Genomic DNA, 19068 nt, shown 5'->3' on the forward strand with positions numbered 1-19068 from the left:
TCTTGACTGATCAAGGCTTTATTGTAGGTGAACTAATTGGTTGTACTGTAGATGTTGGGTGTAGGCTTTTTCATTAGAGAATTATATTGTTGAAGAAGCCTTCAGTAGTAGGTTTCTGTAACAAAGCCAGTCAGGACTACAATATTAATTCTGCTAAGCCAGATAATATCAATCTTTAACTATTGATAAAATAGAGTGATTACCTTTTTGATATTCGGATAACTTGTTTTTAATCTTATGGTTTTCATGGACTAGATTATTTATCTGACCTGCCATAATTGCATTTTTCTCTTTTAACTCTTTAATTTTTGCCTTAAGTTCTTTAATTTCGTTTAATAAAGCAGAATTCTTTTGAGTATCTGTTGTACCACCATTTTTTATTTTTTGAAGATTTTTTGCTGCGGTGATCTTGTTTTTCAATTCAACAATTTCAGGGTCATTTCCTTTAATTGCTCCACGTTCACGACCAGCCTCTAAAGCAACAGCATCAAATGAAATTCTTTTGTCTTGCTCAATTAGGCGTTGTAACGCTTCTTCATACAGTTTTACTCGTTTAGAACTCATGCGCTTACTTTCTCCAATAGTTTATCAATTGCTTTAATTTCAAGATCGGTTTGTTGGCGATACGGAGAGCCTTCATCAAATCGCTGAATGATTTTTGATAAAGAGGTTTTTAGTGTAGAAAGAGCTTTCACAGATCTATCATTGAAGATAGCTTTAGGGCATGTAACACAAGCACTAATATGAGCTAATGAGAGTTTGTCACAAGTGCCATTCATTGAGCATCCACCTAAAGGAGTTTGCTTATATGCAATGCGATTGTCTTTCATACTTTTCAGTGTTTTTTTACGATCCTCAAGGAAGTCAACTGTGCTTACATTCATTTTATTGACTTCAAGCCATGTTCCATGTCCACCAAACAAGGGGTTCGCTTGATTTCGTGTATCTGCTAGATACTGGTCACATTCAGCTTCGAGCAATTCATCTTGGAACTCAGTAATGAAGTCTTGTTTAGCAAGATCTTTTGCAAACATAGCCCCATCAGCGTAGTAGGCTGTCATATCAACTTCAATATGCTTCAATTGGTTTTTTAGTGTGGGAAGGCTAACAAGCCCACTTCTAGCACAATACACAGCAAGAGAACGTCTAAATTGGTGGTGAGTGAAGGACCACATCTTACCTATAGCAATATCCTTATCCTCATTGAAAGCGGCTGATGGCTGAACTCTTACAAGTTCATCGAAATCATCTTGGGTTACAACACAATTGGTTATTAATTTCTTAAAGTTATCACCGAAAACTATCTGTGTTAAACCGTAGTCAGGAAATAAATTCGATGAATTGGTATCTTTATGATAGAAAGAATAAAATAGAGGTACTTCCGATTCTATCAATGAATCTATAGAACACTGTTTCTTTAACCTTAATCCAATACGACAAATAGATTGAGCGACTTTATTTGCAGATTCTAGGTTTTTGGATGTTACCCATAGAGCAGAAACCCGTTTCATGCCTACAAGTTTAGTTGTATAAGCTCTAACGGTATAAACCTCATTGTTGTTGACGACTTTCTTTTGGAATGCATCGTATGCACAAGAGATTCCTTCGGTTTCTCTCATTCCTGTAAAACACAAAAAATAGAAATAAGCATAAAATTGAAGATTTTTAATATGGTAGATGAACTCTTGTTTATCGCTAATTGAGTATTTATTACAATATTTAACCAGAGCATATTCCTCAAGAGTTTCATAGAACTCTATTCCTTTTCTTGATCGACTCTTTGTATTTCCATAATTCTTTATTTCTGCCACATTCTTATGCCACGCTTCGATGTTTTCGTGGATTTCAAGATACTCCTTAAATAAATCCGCACCATTCTGAATGAAATTTGAATATATATGGCTTGGGATAATAAGTGTTTGAGATTTATCATCAGGTAGTTTTTTTACTGCTGCATAAATGGTATTAATTACATCTATAGAAAATCCAAAAGTATGATCCGTTAAGAATTGGCGGATTTTATGCAGTTTATACATAACAAGCATTCTTTTCTTTTGAGTGCTTTTCTTTATTAATTTTAGGTCTTCTTTAAATTGATTTATCGCAAATGTATTGTTGCTAACTTCTGTAGCTCTTACATTAAGTTGTAGGCACATTAAGATGAAGTACCTAACATGAGTCATATCTCCTATTAGAGTGCTTACTTTGGTATATCCCTTAGCTGTTAGTTTAAAGTGCAATAGGGAATAACAAATTAATTTAAACTCTAATTTTAAATTTTCAACTAAATTCTTATCAGGATGGGCTTTAAACTCCTCCAAAAGAAAATAGATATTACTAGAAAAAACGTCACCTGAGTATGTGGAGAAATTCCAAACATCATCACTAAACAGGGATAAAGGTTTACCCTCAATGTCTGATGATATTACTGTTTTATTATTGGGGTAGTAATCGTTAGTTTCACCAAGCGATTTTCTATCATAAATCTCAGATAAATTCATTATAGAGTTTCCAATAATTTTAAGGTCATTGAAATTTCAGCCCAGTATTCATCAATACCACCCTCATCAATTTCATCTTGAATTAGAGGAATTAATTCTTTTGTTTCAGGGAAAGAAGCTTGAAGATCATCTAGTATTTGAATGATTCTTTCTTGTATTAAAATACCTTGTTCATTATTTTTTTTCTTGGATGCCTTAAACATATCAAGAACAGATAATAATTTTTTAATATCTGTTCTATCAGGGTGTAATATGAAGTTTGAGCAGAATAAGCACGATTCAGGTCTCCTACAATCAGGCGTAATAGCTATTTCAGGATTTATACTTTTCTTCTCGATATTTGAACAATTCCCCATAGGTATAGTTACTGTTTCTATCTCAGATGTCTTGTAAATATAAGAATTATTTAAAATATTACCGAAAATAGTATCGAGAGCATCAGACATTTCATTTGCAGAATCATCGAAGGTTGTTTTTCCATAATTAGCTACAAAAGTTCTCCAATTATTTCCTAACTTTAATGATGCTAGCCTTACGGAATTTGTTGTTCTTAAAAATTCCGTTGAAATAATTTGGCGTATTCCACGAAGGGGAATCCAATTATCACTAAAATTAGTTGTGAACCATTTTTTATATGCGTTTAAAGCATTTGCTGTTATTGGAGTGATGTTGTTATAGCCACGACTTTCAGAACGGCTATTAGGGATATATATAAATAGATTATTCTCGTAAGAGCCTAAAAAATCTTCTGAATATTTGGTTAGCAACCATGAACGAAATTCAATATATTCTTTGAAGTAGGGAAGAAAATCTATTCCAAATTCAATAGGTACTTCATCACCTTTAGCTCGGTTTTTCCTAGCAAAAGTTCTTTTACCTTGTGAACTCGGAACTGTTTCAAACTTATCTGATTCGATTGAAAATAGACTTGAACGGTTGGCAGCAGTAACGCAAGTAAAGCAGAATATAAAGGCTGCAATAGCCTTGTTTGCTAGGTCTTCATGTTTGTCATACCAATCTTTAGTTTTGCCTGACGTAACGACGGAACGCAACCCTTTGTAATTCAAATTACAATCAATTTTATAATCGTCATATTTGAAATTAAAGGAGATAGGAAAAGTACCACCTTCCATCAAGAAACTTTTAATTGTTAAGAAAATTGAAATATTATGTAAAAAGAATGATTCAATATCATACTCAGTGTGATTCCATTGACTTTCATCAACTGAATCTTTGGGAATGGTTTTTGAGCGTATTAAAATATTATTAACATCAGTATCTAATGCAATTGAAATTATATAAGCAAGCATACATTGTAGGTTACTTGCATAAGAATTTGAGAGTGATTTTTTCTTATCTACAGAAACAACTCTTGAGATAAGATATTTGGTATAGTCTGTATATAGTTGATAACTTTCAGATTTATTTTTAAGGTCAATTGTTGGATTGTGCTTGTTTATATACTCAAATATTGCATTAGAACTAGCAATCATTTTCTTAATTGATTCGGCATTATTATTTTTAATAATGTAAGCTAATAATGCTTCTTTTAAAATACTGCATCTTGATTTCTGTAGGCTGCTTTCAATAACCAATGATGGTTTAGACCAACTAGGTTTTTTAAATATAGAGTAACAAAGATTACCATAATCTTTTTTAAGTGTTCTATTGTTTATTTGATAGCTTAAAACTAATTCTTCTATTTTACAGTCACGAATAGCACTAAGATCTTTTATATCTATAATCGTGATTTTTCTTTCAGTATATAAGTTCAAAAATCAATCCTTTTGAGCACTAATTGGGTTTAAAAGACGCTTCTCAAGTGACTTTTGAGCACCATTATATAAATCTATTTCATGGTAATAATTGAGATACCTTTCAGTTACTTGTGTTGATTTATGACCAAGTAACTTTTTAATGTGTAATAGTGATTGAGAATTATTCCATCCTAGATCAATACACTTTTTCAAACTATTTAGAGCAAACGTAGCACGTAAATCATGTAGGCTGAAATTAGGGAAATCAGGGTGCGTTGCTTTAATCATTTTAATTAAAGATATTAGTTGGGATTTGAGTGTTCCACCAACTGCAATATTCTGATCTAAACCATGATAGCTATTCTCTAATTCATAAATTTCTTGCTTACTCGTGTAATAGGGTGTTCCTCTTTTAGTTAAAAAAACATAGTTATTATCAGTTAAGTCGTAATAGCTTAGTCGAGCAGCATCTTTCCATGTTTGAGATTCAGTGAATTCAATCAAATCTAAGCAAAGTTGGTAGGGGATATAGATTGCCATTTCACTTGAAAACTTTGAATCTATAGAAGTGCCATTACCCACTGTAAGTTTTAATCTATTATCGAGAACAGTTTTTTGTATTAATATTTCTTTTATATGCTTTACTCGAATTGTTGAAATTGTTTGCGATCTAGCACCTGTTTCTAAGGCAAATTTAAAAAAAAGTTGAAATGCTCTACTAGGGTGATTTTCCAAAGTTTGCATAATAGTGCTTAGGTATTTAGGTTCAATTGGGTGTAGCACTCGACCATCCTTAATCCCATCAACAGTATCTTTCTTTTTAGCAATAGGTCTTGCTAAATTAGTAGTTTCAACTTCTCTGATTTGACTAAAACCCAATGAGTCAACAGTCCTAATATTTCTTGCAATAATCTGAAAAGGCAATCCATTTTTAATAACGCCTTTATCAAATAATTTATGTTTGAAACTGAATTTATAGAAATTAACAACACTATTTATTTTCTTACTTCGAGTTGAACTTTTTATTAAGTTTCGATGGTATAGACGATCTAAATTAGAAACATATCGATTGATAACTCGGTCTTCTTCCTCAAGTGGTAAATATAACCAATCAAAATTCACATTGTCATGTTGACAGTCTTCAATGAAACGATAGAAATCTAACAAATCATATGCAATGGAAAGTAGTGTTTTATAATCTCTACTACCATTTATTGCCAAATATTTGATGAAATAAAGGCTTGCGATTTCCCAAACTTCCCCATTGCTTTGAATAATAATAGGCATGATTGGTGTTGATACTTTTTGCTGACTTAAGAAAAAAGGAATCTTATTTCCTTGTGCATCTTCTTCTACATGAACCAACTCAGCCAGCTTAAAGTTTTTAATTTTAAGTAATTCAGCTTTGCTTCTATAACTATTTTCTTCTAGCAACATGAGTAACTAACTTTTTAGTGATAATTCCATATTTAAAATATACTCTAAAATTCTATATATGTAAATATAGAGTAGGCGAATCATTATTTAATGATGCGATGTGTATCGCCGTCTTTATGACGCTTTTAAATGTACTGAAAGGTGAAAAATTTAGTTTTATCGCAACATTACAAACGCTATTTTACGAAATTGTGGTCGCGGTGATTATTGGTTTAGCTTTTGGTTGGCTGATTCTGAGAATCCTACGTGGTAAGCATGAGATGGAGTCTCTGATTTTAACTACAGCACTATTGGCTTGTGGTTCATATCTTGTGGCTTTATTTGCACACGCATCGGCGCCAATTGCCTGTGTTATTGGTGGTTTAATTGTCGGGAATAAATGGAATGAAATCTTAAAAGAAAAAGAAATTAGTGAGGTTAATCATTTTTGGCATACGGTAGAAGGGATTATCAACTCATTCTTATTCACCTTAATTGGACTAGAACTCTTTATTTTAGATTTAAGTGCTAGTCTTATTTTTGGTGGAGTTGTTGCCTTTATTCTTTTGCATGTTTCTCGTTTTGCCGCAAATTATCTCGCTTTTGCATTTTTTCCATCATTCCGTAAGAAAAGTTATAACGGTAGTTTAGCAATTATTTCATGGGGTGGCGTACGAGGTGGGATTTCACTGGCCCTTGTTTTGGCGGTAGCGAACCTTCCGCAATTAACTGAATACAGCAGTATTCTGATTGGATATACCTTTATTGTGGTTTTACTTTCAGGTGTAGTCTGTGGTTTAGGTTTACCACCTGTCATGAATGCTTTTTATTACAATCCAAATGAAGAGCAAACAGGTTTTAAAGGTTGGTATCAGCGCCTATGTCATAAAATGAACAGAAGTGGTGTTAAATATATCGTGGGTGAAGATGCAAAAGGCAATGAAATTATAACGATTTATAATCCAGAAGCAGTTTCTGATATCAAAATGGAGGATGGTGTCGCTGCAGTACATCATCCAAATAAAGTACAAGAGGTAAAACGCTTAGAAAATCCTGATAATTTCTAAATAAGCTTAAATTAGAAAAGAGACTAGTCCGAAATGCATTGTGTATTTCGGACTTTTTTAAACCGAAAATTGCCAATAAATGTTCTATTTTAAATATCGAGTCACATAGCGCAATTTAATTTGATTAAATCAACTTTCACCTGTTTTTAGAAAAGATCTCTTTCATAAATCAAAAAATGATCTGCCTTATGCTGATTATTTGTACCCAATAATTTTAAATATTCATGCATAATTTGCGGATGAAATACGTCGATTCTAAAAAGCTTTCTGAAACACAGTTTAAGCGATATACAGGCATCTCATGGTCAACCTTTGATTTAATGGTTGAACAACTGAAAATGCATGTTTCTGTTAATGGTAGACCTCCGAAATTGTGCATAGAAGATCAGATTCTTCTATGCCTAAGTTATTGGCGTGAATACAGAACCTTATTTCATGTTGCAACAAGTTATGGTGTGTCAGAGCCTACTGCCTCAAGAATCGTCCGCTATGTAGAGGATTGTCTGATCAAGTCCAATTTATTTAATTTACCGAAGCATTTGCCTAAAGGTGAAGGTATTGATTGGAATGTGGTGATCGTCGATGCGACAGAAATTCCAATACAAAGACCTAAAAAAACAGAAGAAAAGCTATAGTGGCAAGAAAAAGACCCACACTTTCAAAGTTCAGGCCATCATTCATTATAGAACTCAGCAAATTCTGAGTTTAAGTATGAGTCGAGGTGCAGTACATGATTTCAAGCTCTTCAAACGCAACTTAAATCAGGTTCCTGTAGGTGCTTTTATTCTTGCAGATAAAGGCTATCAAGGGATCTATGCAGTGTATCCAGATAGTTTATTGCCATCAAAAGCAAAAAAGGGTTACAAACTCGATCCCGAGCTAAAAATCTATAATCAAGAAATCAATAAAAGAAGAATCGGAATTGAGCATGTATTCGGTCGTTTAAAAACTTTTAAAATTTTTTCGGAGCGCTATCGTAACCGAGGCAAAAGGCTGGGTTTGAGATTCAATTTAATTGCTGGAATCTATAATATGGAACTGAGTGAAAAATGACTTATGAAAGAAGTCTAAAGTTGAACTAATTATTATTGGCTAGTGTTATTTACATAAATTTTAGGTGTCTGATTTCTTAAAACCTAGCTGCTAAGTAGATTAGACAGAATTTTTGATTTAAGCTAACTTAATAATTACTAAAATTGTATCGATTGAATTTTATGTGGATATTACTTGCTACCATATTTTTTTGTTAATCGCAAGGTGTTATCTGTTGATGTTGAAAAAATAGACTAAAAATTATACGTAAATGATTGATTTCTTGATTTTAATATTAAAAATATAACGATAAAAATTATCTTCTAGTGTTTTTAAATTACTGAAATAAATAAACATATGTCGGAAATGAAATGTCGGTTACAAAATTCTCCTTTGACCGCAGGCCAGTTTGCACAAAAATTTCACAAAGTGTGATATAAATCTCAAATATAGATAATAGCGTCTATCTTTTTATGTTTTTAAATTTAGAAAGATCGATAAAAATAAAATTTATAAGAGAGAAATGTACCATGCCGAACATCTCAGTCATATCAAAAGAGAGTCATCAGGTATTAGAGAATGTAAACTCTAGTAAAGTAGGGCTTAACGAAAACTCTGTCGTTGTTGTTCAAGTTTCTAAAGATGACGTGGCCTCAATCACTCGTGAAAACAATAATGCATTAATAACTTTAAGAAACGGTGAAGTCATTGTTGTTGAAAATTATTTCAATGCTGAATTTGCAGACAATAGCTTAGTTTTTCAAGATGATAGTGGTCAGCTTTATTGGGTTAAATTCACCAATACTGATGGCACAATCGCTGAAACAATCCTTTATTACCCAATCGAAGAAATTGAGCCACTACTTTATTCAGATAACTTTGTAGGTGGAATTTTACCTTGGTTAGTTGGTGCAGGTGTTGCAGGTATTGCCGCTGCCGCAGGTGGTGGCGGTGGTGATGGTGGTAGTACACCACCTCCAGCGCCAATTGTTAATGCTTTGCCAGCACCAACCATTACAGATGATGTTGCACCACAAACTGGTGTTGTTGCTAACGGTGGTTCTACCAATGACACTTTGCCAGCGATAAGTGGTGAAGGTGCACAACCAGGTGCAACCATTAAAGTTTACGATGGCGAGCAATTAATTGGTGAGACAGTCGCTAAGGAAGATGGTACTTGGGAATTTGTTCCAACAACACCATTAGCTGAAGGTCCACATAACTTAACAGTAACTCAAACTGTTAATGGTCAAGAAAGTGCTAAATCTCCTATCAGTGATTTTAATGTTGATACGAAAGCACCAGATGTTTCTATTGATCCAATTAATGTATCAAATGATCCTACTCCAGAAATTAAGGGTAAAACAGAAGAAGGCGCAACTGTTGATGTTGTGATTAAAGACAAAGATGGCAAGGTAGTTGCACAAGGTCCTGCAACTGTTGATTCAGAAGGTAATTGGACATTTACACCAACTACAGCATTGCCAGAAGGTGACTATACAGTTGAAGCAACAGCAAAAGATGCTGCTGGTAATACAACATCAGCTACACCTGATGATTTCGTCGTAGATACAACACCACCTGATATTTCAATTGATAAGCCAGTTGTGACAAACGACACAACACCTGCAATTACAGGTAAAGCAGAAGCAGGTTCGACAGTTGATGTTGTTGTTAAAGACAAAAATGGCACAACGGTAGCTCAAGGGCCAGCAACAGTGAATCCTGATGGCACATGGTCATTTACACCATCAACTGAATTACCTGAAGGTGAATACACAGTTGATGCAACTGCAAAAGATCCAAATGGTAATACAGATACAGCTACACCAGAAAAGTTGGTGATTGATACTACTCCGCCTGAAGTTTCTATTAATCCTCCAGTGGATACTAATGACACAACTCCTGAGTTAACAGGTAAAACTGAGCCAGGTTCAACGGTTGATGTTGTAATTAAAGATAAAGATGACAAGGTAGTCGCAGAAGGTCCTGCAACTGTTGATCCAGAGGGTAATTGGACATTCACGCCTACTACACCGTTACCTGAAGGTGAGTTAACCGTTGAAGCTACTGCAAAAGATCCAGCAGGTAATGGAAAAGATGCGGCACCAGAAGAATTAGTGGTTGATACGACTCCACCAGAAATCACGATTGATAAACCTGTTGTCACAAACAATACGAAACCTGAAGTTACAGGCCAGGTTGAACCAGGTTCAACAGTTGATGTTGTAATTAAAGATGCAGCAAATAATCCTGTAGCATCAGGTCCAGCGACAGTTAATCCAGATGGTACGTGGACATTCACGCCTACTACACCGTTACCCGAAGGTGAGTTAACAGTTAATGCAACTGCAACAGACCATACAGGGAACCCAACTGATGCTGCACCAGAAGAGTTGGTAATTGATACAACTCCACCTGAAATCACCATTGATCCTCCTATTACGACTAATGATTTAACACCTGAAATTAAAGGTGAGACTGAGCCAGGTTCAACAGTTGATGTTGTGATCAGAGATAAAGATGGGAAACCAGTTGCTGAAGGTACTGCAACTGTTAATTCAGACGGTTCTTGGTCTTATACACCAACTGTAGATCTACCGGAGGGTAAATACACAGTTGATGCAACTGCGAAAGATCCAGCTGGTAATGAGAAAAAAGAAGAAGGGATTGGTGGGTTAGAAATCGATACAACCCCTCCTGGAATTGATATTGATCCACCGACTAATGGTGAAGATGGTGAAGATGGTGATGATTGGTGGAATGACACTCCAGCATCAGCATCCACTGCACAATTTTCAGCTTTCTCCTTGCAGTCTGTCGCTGCAACGGAACAGCTTTTAAAAACGGAGACGAGCGTGGCTTTCCATATAAAAAATCCGGAATACGTATTTTCTGGAAATACAAAAAATGATGTTGTAAGAGTTGAATTGGAAATCTTGGATAAAGATGGAAAAGTGGTTTCTAAAGGACCTGCAACGACTTACGATCAATCAACAGATAAGTGGACTTATAATACAGGTGTTAAACTTGTAGACGGTCAATATACATTAATTGCACGTGGTTATGATCAGGCAGGTAACTCGAATACTGACTCGATTCAAGTAATTGTTGATACCGTCGCTCCTCCAGTAGAAGTGGTGGATTTCGGTTTAACGAATGATTCGACTCCAACATTTACTGGGACAACTGAAGCTGGTATTGAAACAGTTCGTGTAACAGTAAAAGATGAAACAGGGAAAACTGTTCAATCTGCAACTGTTAAGCCAAATGCTGATGGTACATGGTCATTTACCCCGAATAATTTAGTTGATGGTAAATACACAGTTGAAGCCATTGCTCGTGACTTGGCAGGTAACATTACTCCAGTTCCAGATGTTGCTGGTGTGATTGTAGATACAACGCCACCACCTATTTCGATTGATGAATCAAAACCAACCAATGACACTACACCTGAAATTAAAGGTAAAACTGAGCCTGAAGCGACAGTTAATGTTGTGATCAAGGATGCGACTGGAGCATCAGTCGCACAAGGTCCAGCGACAGTTAATCCAGATGGTACGTGGACATTTACGCCAACGACTGCATTACCTGAAGGTAAATATACAGTTGAAGCTACTGCAACTGATAAAGCAACTAACCAAGCAACTGCAAATGCTCCAACTGAGTTGGTAGTTGATACAACTGCTCCAATTGGTGTGTCGGTTGATGCTATTGATCTTACAAATGATGCGACACCTACACTTACAGGTAAAACTGAAGTGGGCTCAAGTGTTGTTGTAACAGTTACAGATGTAAATGGTAAAGAGGTTTCAGGTCCTGCAACTGTTAATGCGGACGGTACTTGGACATTTACACCATCTGAAGACTTGGCTGACGGTCCGCAAAAAGTTGTTGCGGTAGCAACGGATGAAGCGGGTAACACTGCACAAGCAACTGAAGAGTTTGTTGTAGATACTGTTCCACCAGCTATTGCAATCGACGAACTTAAACCAACTAATGACATAACACCAGACGTTACAGGTACGACTGAACCAGGTGCGACTGTTGATGTTGTAATTAAAGATGCAGCAAATAATCCTGTAGCATCTGGTCCAGCGACAGTAAATCCAGACGGTACTTGGACTTACACACCAACTGATGCATTACCAGAAGGCGAATACACAGTTGAAGCAACTGCGAAAGACCCTGCAGGTAACGAAGCGACTGTTGATGCACCAGTTGATCTAGTGATTGATACCACTGCACCGACGAATGTGACAGTTGATGCCATCGACTTGACCAATGATTCAACACCTGAAATCACTGGTACAACTGAGCCAGGTACAACAGTTCAAGTAACTGTAACTGATGTAAATGGTAAAGAAGTATCAGGTCCTGCAACTGTTAATCCAGACGGTACTTGGACATTCACGCCATCTGAGCCATTGGCTGAAGGTGAGCAAAAAGTTGTTGCGGTAGCAACGGATGAAGCGGGTAACACTGCACAAGCAACAGAAGACTTTGTTGTTGATACAGTACCACCAGCGGTAGCAATCGACCCAATTGAAGACACCAATGACACGACTCCTGAAGTAACAGGTACAACTGAACCAGGTGCGACAGTTGACGTAGTGATCAAAGACAAAGACGGTAATCCAGTTGCACAAGGTCCAGCGACCGTAAATCCAGACGGTACTTGGACTTACACACCAACGACTGAATTACCAGAAGGTGAATACACAGTTGAAGCAACTGCGAAAGACCCTGCAGGTAACGAAGCAACTGTTGATGCACCAGTTGATCTAGTGATCGATACATCTCCGACAACTGTATCTATTGATCCAATCGACTTGACCAATGATTCAACACCTGAAATCACAGGTACAACTGAACCAGGTACGACAGTTCAAGTGACTGTAACTGATGTAAATGGTAAAGAAGTATCAGGTCCTGCAACTGTTAATCCAGACGGTACTTGGACATTCACACCATCTGAGCCATTGGCTGAAGGTGAGCAAAAAGTTGTTGCAGTTGCAACAGATAAGGCGGGTAACACTGCGCAAGCAACAGAAGACTTTGTTGTTGATACAGTACCACCAGCGGTAGCAATCGACCCAATTGAAGACACCAATGATACGACTCCTGAAGTAACAGGTACAACTGAACCAGGTGCGACAGTTGATGTAGTGATCAAAGACAAAGACGGTAACCCAGTTGCACAAGGTCCAGCAACAGTAAATCCAGATGGTACTTGGACTTACACACCAACTGACGCACTACCAGAAGGTGAATACACAGTTGAAGCAACTGCGAAAGACCCTGCAGGTAACGAAGCAACTGTTGATGCACCAGTTGATCTAGTAATTGATACCACTGCACCGACGAATGTGACAGTTGATGCCATCGACTTGACCAATGATTCAACACCTGAAATCACAGGTACAACTGAGCCAGGTACAACAGTTCAAGTAACTGTAACTGATGTAAATGGTAAAGAAGTATCAGGTCCTGCAACTGTTAATCCAGACGGTACTTGGACATTCACACCATCTGAGCCATTGGCTGAAGGTGAGCAAAAAGTTGTTGCGGTTGCAACGGATGAAGCGGGTAACACTGCACAAGCAACAGAAGACTTTGTTGTTGATACAGTACCACCAGCGGTAGCAATCGACCCAATTGAAGACACCAATGACACGACCCCTGAAGTAACAGGTACAACTGAACCAGGTGCGACAGTTGACGTAGTGATCAAAGACAAAGACGGTAACCCAGTTGCACAAGGTCCAGCGACAGTAAATCCAGACGGTACTTGGACTTACACACCAACTGACGAATTACCAGAAGGTGAATACACAGTTGAAGCAACTGCGAAAGATCCTGCAGGTAACGAAGCGACTGTCGATGCGCCAGTTGATTTGGTAATTGATACAACACTTCCTGTTGTAACAATTGATCCAATCGATACAACGAATGACACAACACCAGAAGTAACAGGTACAACTGAACCTGGTACAACTGTAGATGTTGTCATTAAAGATCAAAATGGCAATCCAGTAGCACAAGGTCCAGCGACAGTAAATCCAGACGGTACTTGGACTTATACTCCGACAACTGAATTACCAGAAGGTGATTTCACAGTTGAAGCAACGGCGAAAGATTCTGCTGGTAATGCTGGTAAAGCAACTGAAGACTTCACTGTTGATGTGGCAGGCCCAACTGTAACTATCGATCCTATCGATGAAACTAATGACACGACACCTGAAATTACAGGTACGACTGATCCAGATTCAACTGTTAACGTTGTAATCAAAGATGAAAATGGTCAAGTTGTAGCTGAAGGTCCAGCGACAGTAAATCCAGACGGTACTTGGTCATTTACACCGACGACTGAACTTCCAGAAGGTGATTATTCAATTGAAGCTATTGGTACTGATGCAATCGGTAACAAAGGTGAACCTGCAACTGAAGATTTTGTTGTAGATACTACAGGTCCAATTGGTGTTTCGATTGACGCAATTGATGACACGAATGACAATACGCCTACTATTACTGGTAAGACTGAGCCAGGTACTTCTGTTGTAGTTTCATTGACAGATGAAAATGGCAAAGTTGTTTCAGGTCCTGCAACTGTTAATCCAGATGGTACTTGGACATTTACATCTGAAGCTCTTGCGGACGGCAAACAAAACGTTGTCGCTGTAGCTACAGATAAAGCTGGAAACACTGCGCAAGCAACTGAAGACTTCATTGTTGACACAATTGGTCCAGATATTGATGTTTACCCAGTATCTTTAACTGATGAAATTAATGATAAAACACCTGAATTTACTGGTAAAACAGAACCAGGTGCAAAAGTTGATTTAGTCATTACTCATGTCGCTACTGGATCAGTATTGACAGCGACTGTTTATGCAGATGCTGAAGGTAACTTTAAATATGTACCATTCTTTGAAGCGCCTGAAGGTGATTACACTGTAACAGGTGTTGCTACTGATAAGCTTGGCAACAAAGGTGCTCCAGACTCAGAACAGTTCCGTGTTGACGTTACACCTCCAACGAATGTGTCAATCAATCCAATTGATGATACAAACGATACAACTCCTGAAATCACAGGTACGACTGAAGTTGGTTCTTCTGTACAAGTTACGATTACAGATGAAAATGGTAAGGTTGTGACAGGTGCTGCAACTGTAAATCCAGACGGTACTTGGACATTCACGCCATCTGAAGAATTAGCTGAAGGTAAGCAAGACGTTGTTGCTGTTGCGAGTGATAAAGCTGGTAATACAGCACAAGCGACTGAAGAGTTTGAAGTTGATTTTGGTGGTCCAGAAATTTCAATCGATCCAATCGATGAAACGAACGACACTACGCCGACTATTACTGGTAAGACTGAACCTGGTTCGACTGTTGATGTTGTGGTTAAAGACAAAGACGGTAACCCTGTAGCGCAAGGTCCAGCGACAGTAAATCCAGACGGTACTTGGACTTACACACCAACTGATGCCTTGCCAGAAGGCGAATACACAGTTGAAGCTGTTGCTAAAGACAAGTTAGGTAACCCTTCTGACCCTGCTACTGAAGACTTCGAAGTTGATACGACAGCTCCTGCTGTAAGCATCGATCCGGTCGATGTAACTAACGATACAACGCCAGAAGTAACAGGTACAACTGAGCCAGGTTCAACTGTAGATGTTGTGATCAAAGACAAAGATGGCAACCCAGTAGCTGAAGGTACTGCAACTGTAAATCCAGATGGTACTTGGACTTACACACCAACAGAAGAATTACCAGAAGGTGAATACACAGTTGAAGCAACTGCGAAAGATCCTGCAGGTAACGAAACTGATGCTACTCCAGAAGAGTTAGTGATTGATACGACTCCTCCAGCGATTGCAATTGATGAGCTAGAAGAGACGAACGATACGACTCCAGAAATCACAGGTACAACTGAGCCAGGTGCAACTGTTGATGTAGTGATCAAAGACAAAGATGGCAACCCTGTAGCACAAGGTCCAGCGACAGTAAATCCAGATGGTACTTGGACTTACACACCGACAACTGAATTACCAGAAGGCGAGTACACAGTTGAAGCAACTGCGAAAGATCCTGCAGGTAACGAAGCGACTGTTGATGCGCCAGTTGATTTAGTGATTGATACGACTGCACCGACGAATGTCACAATTGATGCAATTGACTTGACCAATGATTCAACACCAGAGCTTACGGGTACAACTGAACCAGGTTCAACTGTACAAGTAACGATTACTGATGCCAACGGTAAGGTGGTGACAGGTCCTGCGACTGTAAATCCAGATGGTACTTGGACGTATACACCGACAGAAAACTTATCTGAAGGTCGTCAAGACGTTGTTGCTGTTGCAACTGATAAAGCGGGTAATACTGCTCAAGATACTGAAGACTTCATTGTAGACTTGAGTGGTCCTACAATCACTATCGATCCAATTGATGAAACAAATGACACTACACCAACCATTTCTGGTAAAACGGATGAAGGTTCGACTGTCAATGTTGAAATTAAAGATAAAGATGGGAAAGTAGTTGCTCAAGGTCCTGCAACTGTTGATTCTGAAGGCAATTGGTCATTTACTCCTTCAACGCCATTACCAGAAGGTAATTATGCAGTTGAAGCGATTGCTAAAGATGTTCAAGGTAACCCTTCTGATCCTGCTGTAGAAGCATTTGAAGTAGATACAACTGCACCAGTTGTAACGATTGATCCACTAGTTCCGACTAACGATACGACTCCAACTGTTTCTGGTAAAACTGAGCCAGATGCTAAGGTTGAAGTTGCGATTAAAGACAAAGATGGAAAAACTGTAGCTGAAGGTCCAGCAACTGTTAATCCAGATGGTACTTGGACGTTCACTCCATCTACGCCATTGCCAGAAGGTAATTTCACGGTTGAAGCAACTGCGAAAGATCCTGCAGGTAATGAAACTGATGCAACGCCAGAAGCTTTGGTGATTGATACAACTCCACCAATTATTACAATTGATCCACCAGTAGAAACTAACGATACGACACCTGAATTAACAGGTAAAGTTGAAGCGGGTTCTACAGTTGATGTTGTAGTTAAAGATAAAGATGGAAAAACTGTAGCTGAAGGTCCAGCGACTGTTAATCCAGATGGTACTTGGACATACACTCCAACTACTCCATTACCAGAAGGTGAGTTCACAGTTGAAGCAACTGCGAAAGATCCTGCAGGAAACGAAATTGATGCAGCGCCAGAAGGCTTAGTAATTGATACAACTGCACCATCAATTACAATTGATCAACCACGTGAGACTAATGACACTACACCTGAAATCAAAGGTAATACTGAGGTTGGTGCACTTGTTGACGTTGTGATCAAAGATTCAACTGGTAAGACGGTAGCTCAAGGTCCAGCGACAGTTAATCCAGATGGTACATGGTCATTCACGCCATCAACTCCATTAGCTGAAGGTAACTTCACTGTTGACGCGACTGCTAAAGATGCTGCTGGTAATGAAACTGATGCAACGCCAAAAGGTTTAGTCATTGATACAACTCCACCGACTATTACGATTGATCCACCAGTAGAAACGAATGACACAACGCCTGAATTAACAGGTGAAGCTGAACCAGGTTCTACAGTTGATGTTGTGATTAAAGATAAAAACGGTGAAACAGTATCTGAAGGTACTGCTACAGTAACTCCAGAAGGTGAGTGGACGTATACACCAACTACTCCATTACCAGAAGGTGAATACACAGTTGATGCAACTGCGACCGACCCTGCTGGAAATGAAAAACCGACTGGCCCAGTTGATTTGGTTGTTGATACGACTGCACCACAAATTACGATTGATCCAATTGGTGATTCAACAACCAATGCAACGAATAATCAGCAGCATCCGATTACGGGTACTGGTGAAGCTGGTACAACAGTAACTTTGTCAATTGTTGGTTCTAAAGGTTATGTACTTGAAGGTATTAAAGTCACTGTAGGTGATGACGGTAAGTGGAGCTATGTTCCAACTGAAAAACTGCCTGAAGAAATCTTTACAATTACTGGTGTTCCTTCTGATGCAGCTGGTAACGTAGGTCAGACAAAAACTGAGAAATTTGAAGTTGACATTACGCCTCCAGGAATCACAATCGATCCACCTGAAACTGGTGGTGGTGATGATGATTGGTGGAATGATGTTTCTACCTTTGCTTCACCAGCAAGCTTTGCTGCGCCAGTGGCTGCATTCGCTGCACCAATTGCAACGACGTTTGCTGCTCCAATGATGGCTCGTATGGCATTCTCTGCTCCAGTTGTTGAAGAGGCTGTTGTAGCTCAAGTTGAACCTGTGTTCTTAACAAGTGCTATTACATCAACGATTAATCAATTGGGATCAGCAGTAACTTCTGCGCCACATTATTACTTCAAAGACAAGCAACCTACCTTCAATGGTGTGTTGATGGATGGCGCGATTTCAGTTGATGTTGTGATCGTACGTGATGCTGATGGCAACTTAATTGAAAGTGGCCCAGCTACTCTACTAGGTGGTGATCGTTGGACATACACGCTTCAGAATCCGCTTGCAGATGGTGTATATCAAATTGAAGCCGTTGGTCGTGATTTAGGTGGTAACCCAAGTGCTCCAGCTGTGTTGGTATTTGAAGTAGATACAGTTCTTCCTACTGTTGAAATTTTCGATTCAGAACCTACGAATGATGTAACACCAACGATTACAGGTACTACTTCAGAACCTGCTGGTACTGTTGATGTTGCGATTATTAAAAATGGTGTATTGGTTGACAGAGGTAGTGCGACAGTAGACCCAGTTACAGGTAACTGGAGCTTCACAACCAATGTTGATTTAACTGAAGGTACATATGTTGTTCAAGCTTTAGCGAAAGATAAAGCAGGAAACTCATCTAGAGATACCAACAATTTAACTGTTGATATTACTCCTCCAGATGCACCGCTTGGTGAATTCAATGCTGACGGTTCTGTTCTTGAAGGTACAGCTCAAGCTGGTTCATTAGTAACTTATAACGGTCCTAATGGCGAAGTCTTAACGACTAAAGCAGATGATGTGACTGGTGCATTTAAATTTGAGTTAAGCCCTGCGGTTGATAAAGGTCAAAATGTAACATTAACAGCAACTGACGTAGCTGGTACTTCTGGTCCTACAACTGTTACAGCACCGTATGTAACTAATAACGATGCAGTTGATGATGTAGCTCAAGCGTTTATTGATTATGACCATCCTGTAACAGAGCGTGTTATTGATAATGCGATTTGCTATAGCTGGAAGTTCGGTCTGTTTGGTT

General features: G+C 38.3%; 6 protein-coding genes and 2 pseudogenes. 4 read left to right on the forward strand and 4 right to left on the reverse strand.

Annotated features, from left to right (window positions below; genetic code table 11):
• Positions 1–168: 168 nt before the first annotated feature.
• The 4 genes from AC5YDM_RS03585 to AC5YDM_RS03600 are packed head-to-tail and all read right to left on the reverse strand — an operon-like array spanning position 169 to position 5695.
• Positions 169–564, reverse strand: coding sequence for a hypothetical protein (locus AC5YDM_RS03585; RefSeq protein ID WP_496150759.1), 396 nt, complete (start codon positions 562–564; stop codon positions 169–171).
• Entirely contained in the window at positions 561–2501 is a 1941-nt protein-coding gene (locus AC5YDM_RS03590; protein ID WP_496150760.1) for a hypothetical protein, read from the reverse strand. Before AC5YDM_RS03590 ends, AC5YDM_RS03585 begins: the two co-directional genes overlap by 4 nt.
• On the reverse strand, positions 2501–4276 hold the full coding sequence (locus AC5YDM_RS03595) for a hypothetical protein (protein ID WP_496150761.1): 1776 nt from the start codon (positions 4274–4276) through the stop codon (positions 2501–2503). The genes AC5YDM_RS03590 and AC5YDM_RS03595 overlap by 1 nt, the downstream gene beginning before the upstream one ends.
• Before the next feature lie 3 nt (positions 4277–4279).
• Positions 4280–5695 (reverse strand): site-specific integrase, encoded by a 1416-nt coding sequence (locus AC5YDM_RS03600; protein WP_472583395.1) that lies wholly within the window; start codon positions 5693–5695, stop codon positions 4280–4282.
• A 74-nt stretch (positions 5696–5769) separates the two neighbouring features.
• Between AC5YDM_RS03600 and AC5YDM_RS03605 the strand changes: the two are divergent.
• From AC5YDM_RS03605 to AC5YDM_RS03620, 4 genes and pseudogenes are all read left to right on the forward strand, one after another.
• A pseudogene (locus AC5YDM_RS03605) lies at positions 5770–6741 on the forward strand (cation:proton antiporter); the annotation flags it as partial.
• Between the two features lie 239 nt (positions 6742–6980).
• A complete protein-coding gene (locus AC5YDM_RS03610; RefSeq protein ID WP_496150762.1) occupies positions 6981–7376 on the forward strand; it encodes a transposase family protein in 396 nt (131 codons plus the stop codon).
• Positions 7324–7794: a transposase family protein gene (locus AC5YDM_RS03615; RefSeq protein WP_496150763.1), complete on the forward strand. Its 471-nt coding sequence runs from the start codon at positions 7324–7326 to the stop codon at positions 7792–7794. The genes AC5YDM_RS03610 and AC5YDM_RS03615 overlap by 53 nt, the downstream gene beginning before the upstream one ends.
• Positions 7795–8303: 509 nt before the next feature.
• Positions 8304–18932, forward strand: a pseudogene (locus AC5YDM_RS03620) (Ig-like domain-containing protein); the annotation flags it as partial.
• Between the last annotated feature and the right edge of the window lie 136 nt (positions 18933–19068).

It is taken from the genome of Acinetobacter sp. CY81, assembly GCF_059515925.1.

Coding starts and splice junctions, on each gene's coding strand:
- AC5YDM_RS03585 (WP_496150759.1), bottom strand. CDS start 564: ATGAGTTCTAAACGAGTAAAACTGTATGAAGAAGCGTTACAACGCCTA.
- AC5YDM_RS03590 (WP_496150760.1), bottom strand. CDS start 2,501: ATGAATTTATCTGAGATTTATGATAGAAAATCGCTTGGTGAAACTAAC.
- AC5YDM_RS03600 (WP_472583395.1), bottom strand. CDS start 5,695: ATGTTGCTAGAAGAAAATAGTTATAGAAGCAAAGCTGAATTACTTAAA.
- AC5YDM_RS03610 (WP_496150762.1), top strand. CDS start 6,981: ATGAAATACGTCGATTCTAAAAAGCTTTCTGAAACACAGTTTAAGCGA.
- AC5YDM_RS03615 (WP_496150763.1), top strand. CDS start 7,324: ATGCGACAGAAATTCCAATACAAAGACCTAAAAAAACAGAAGAAAAGC.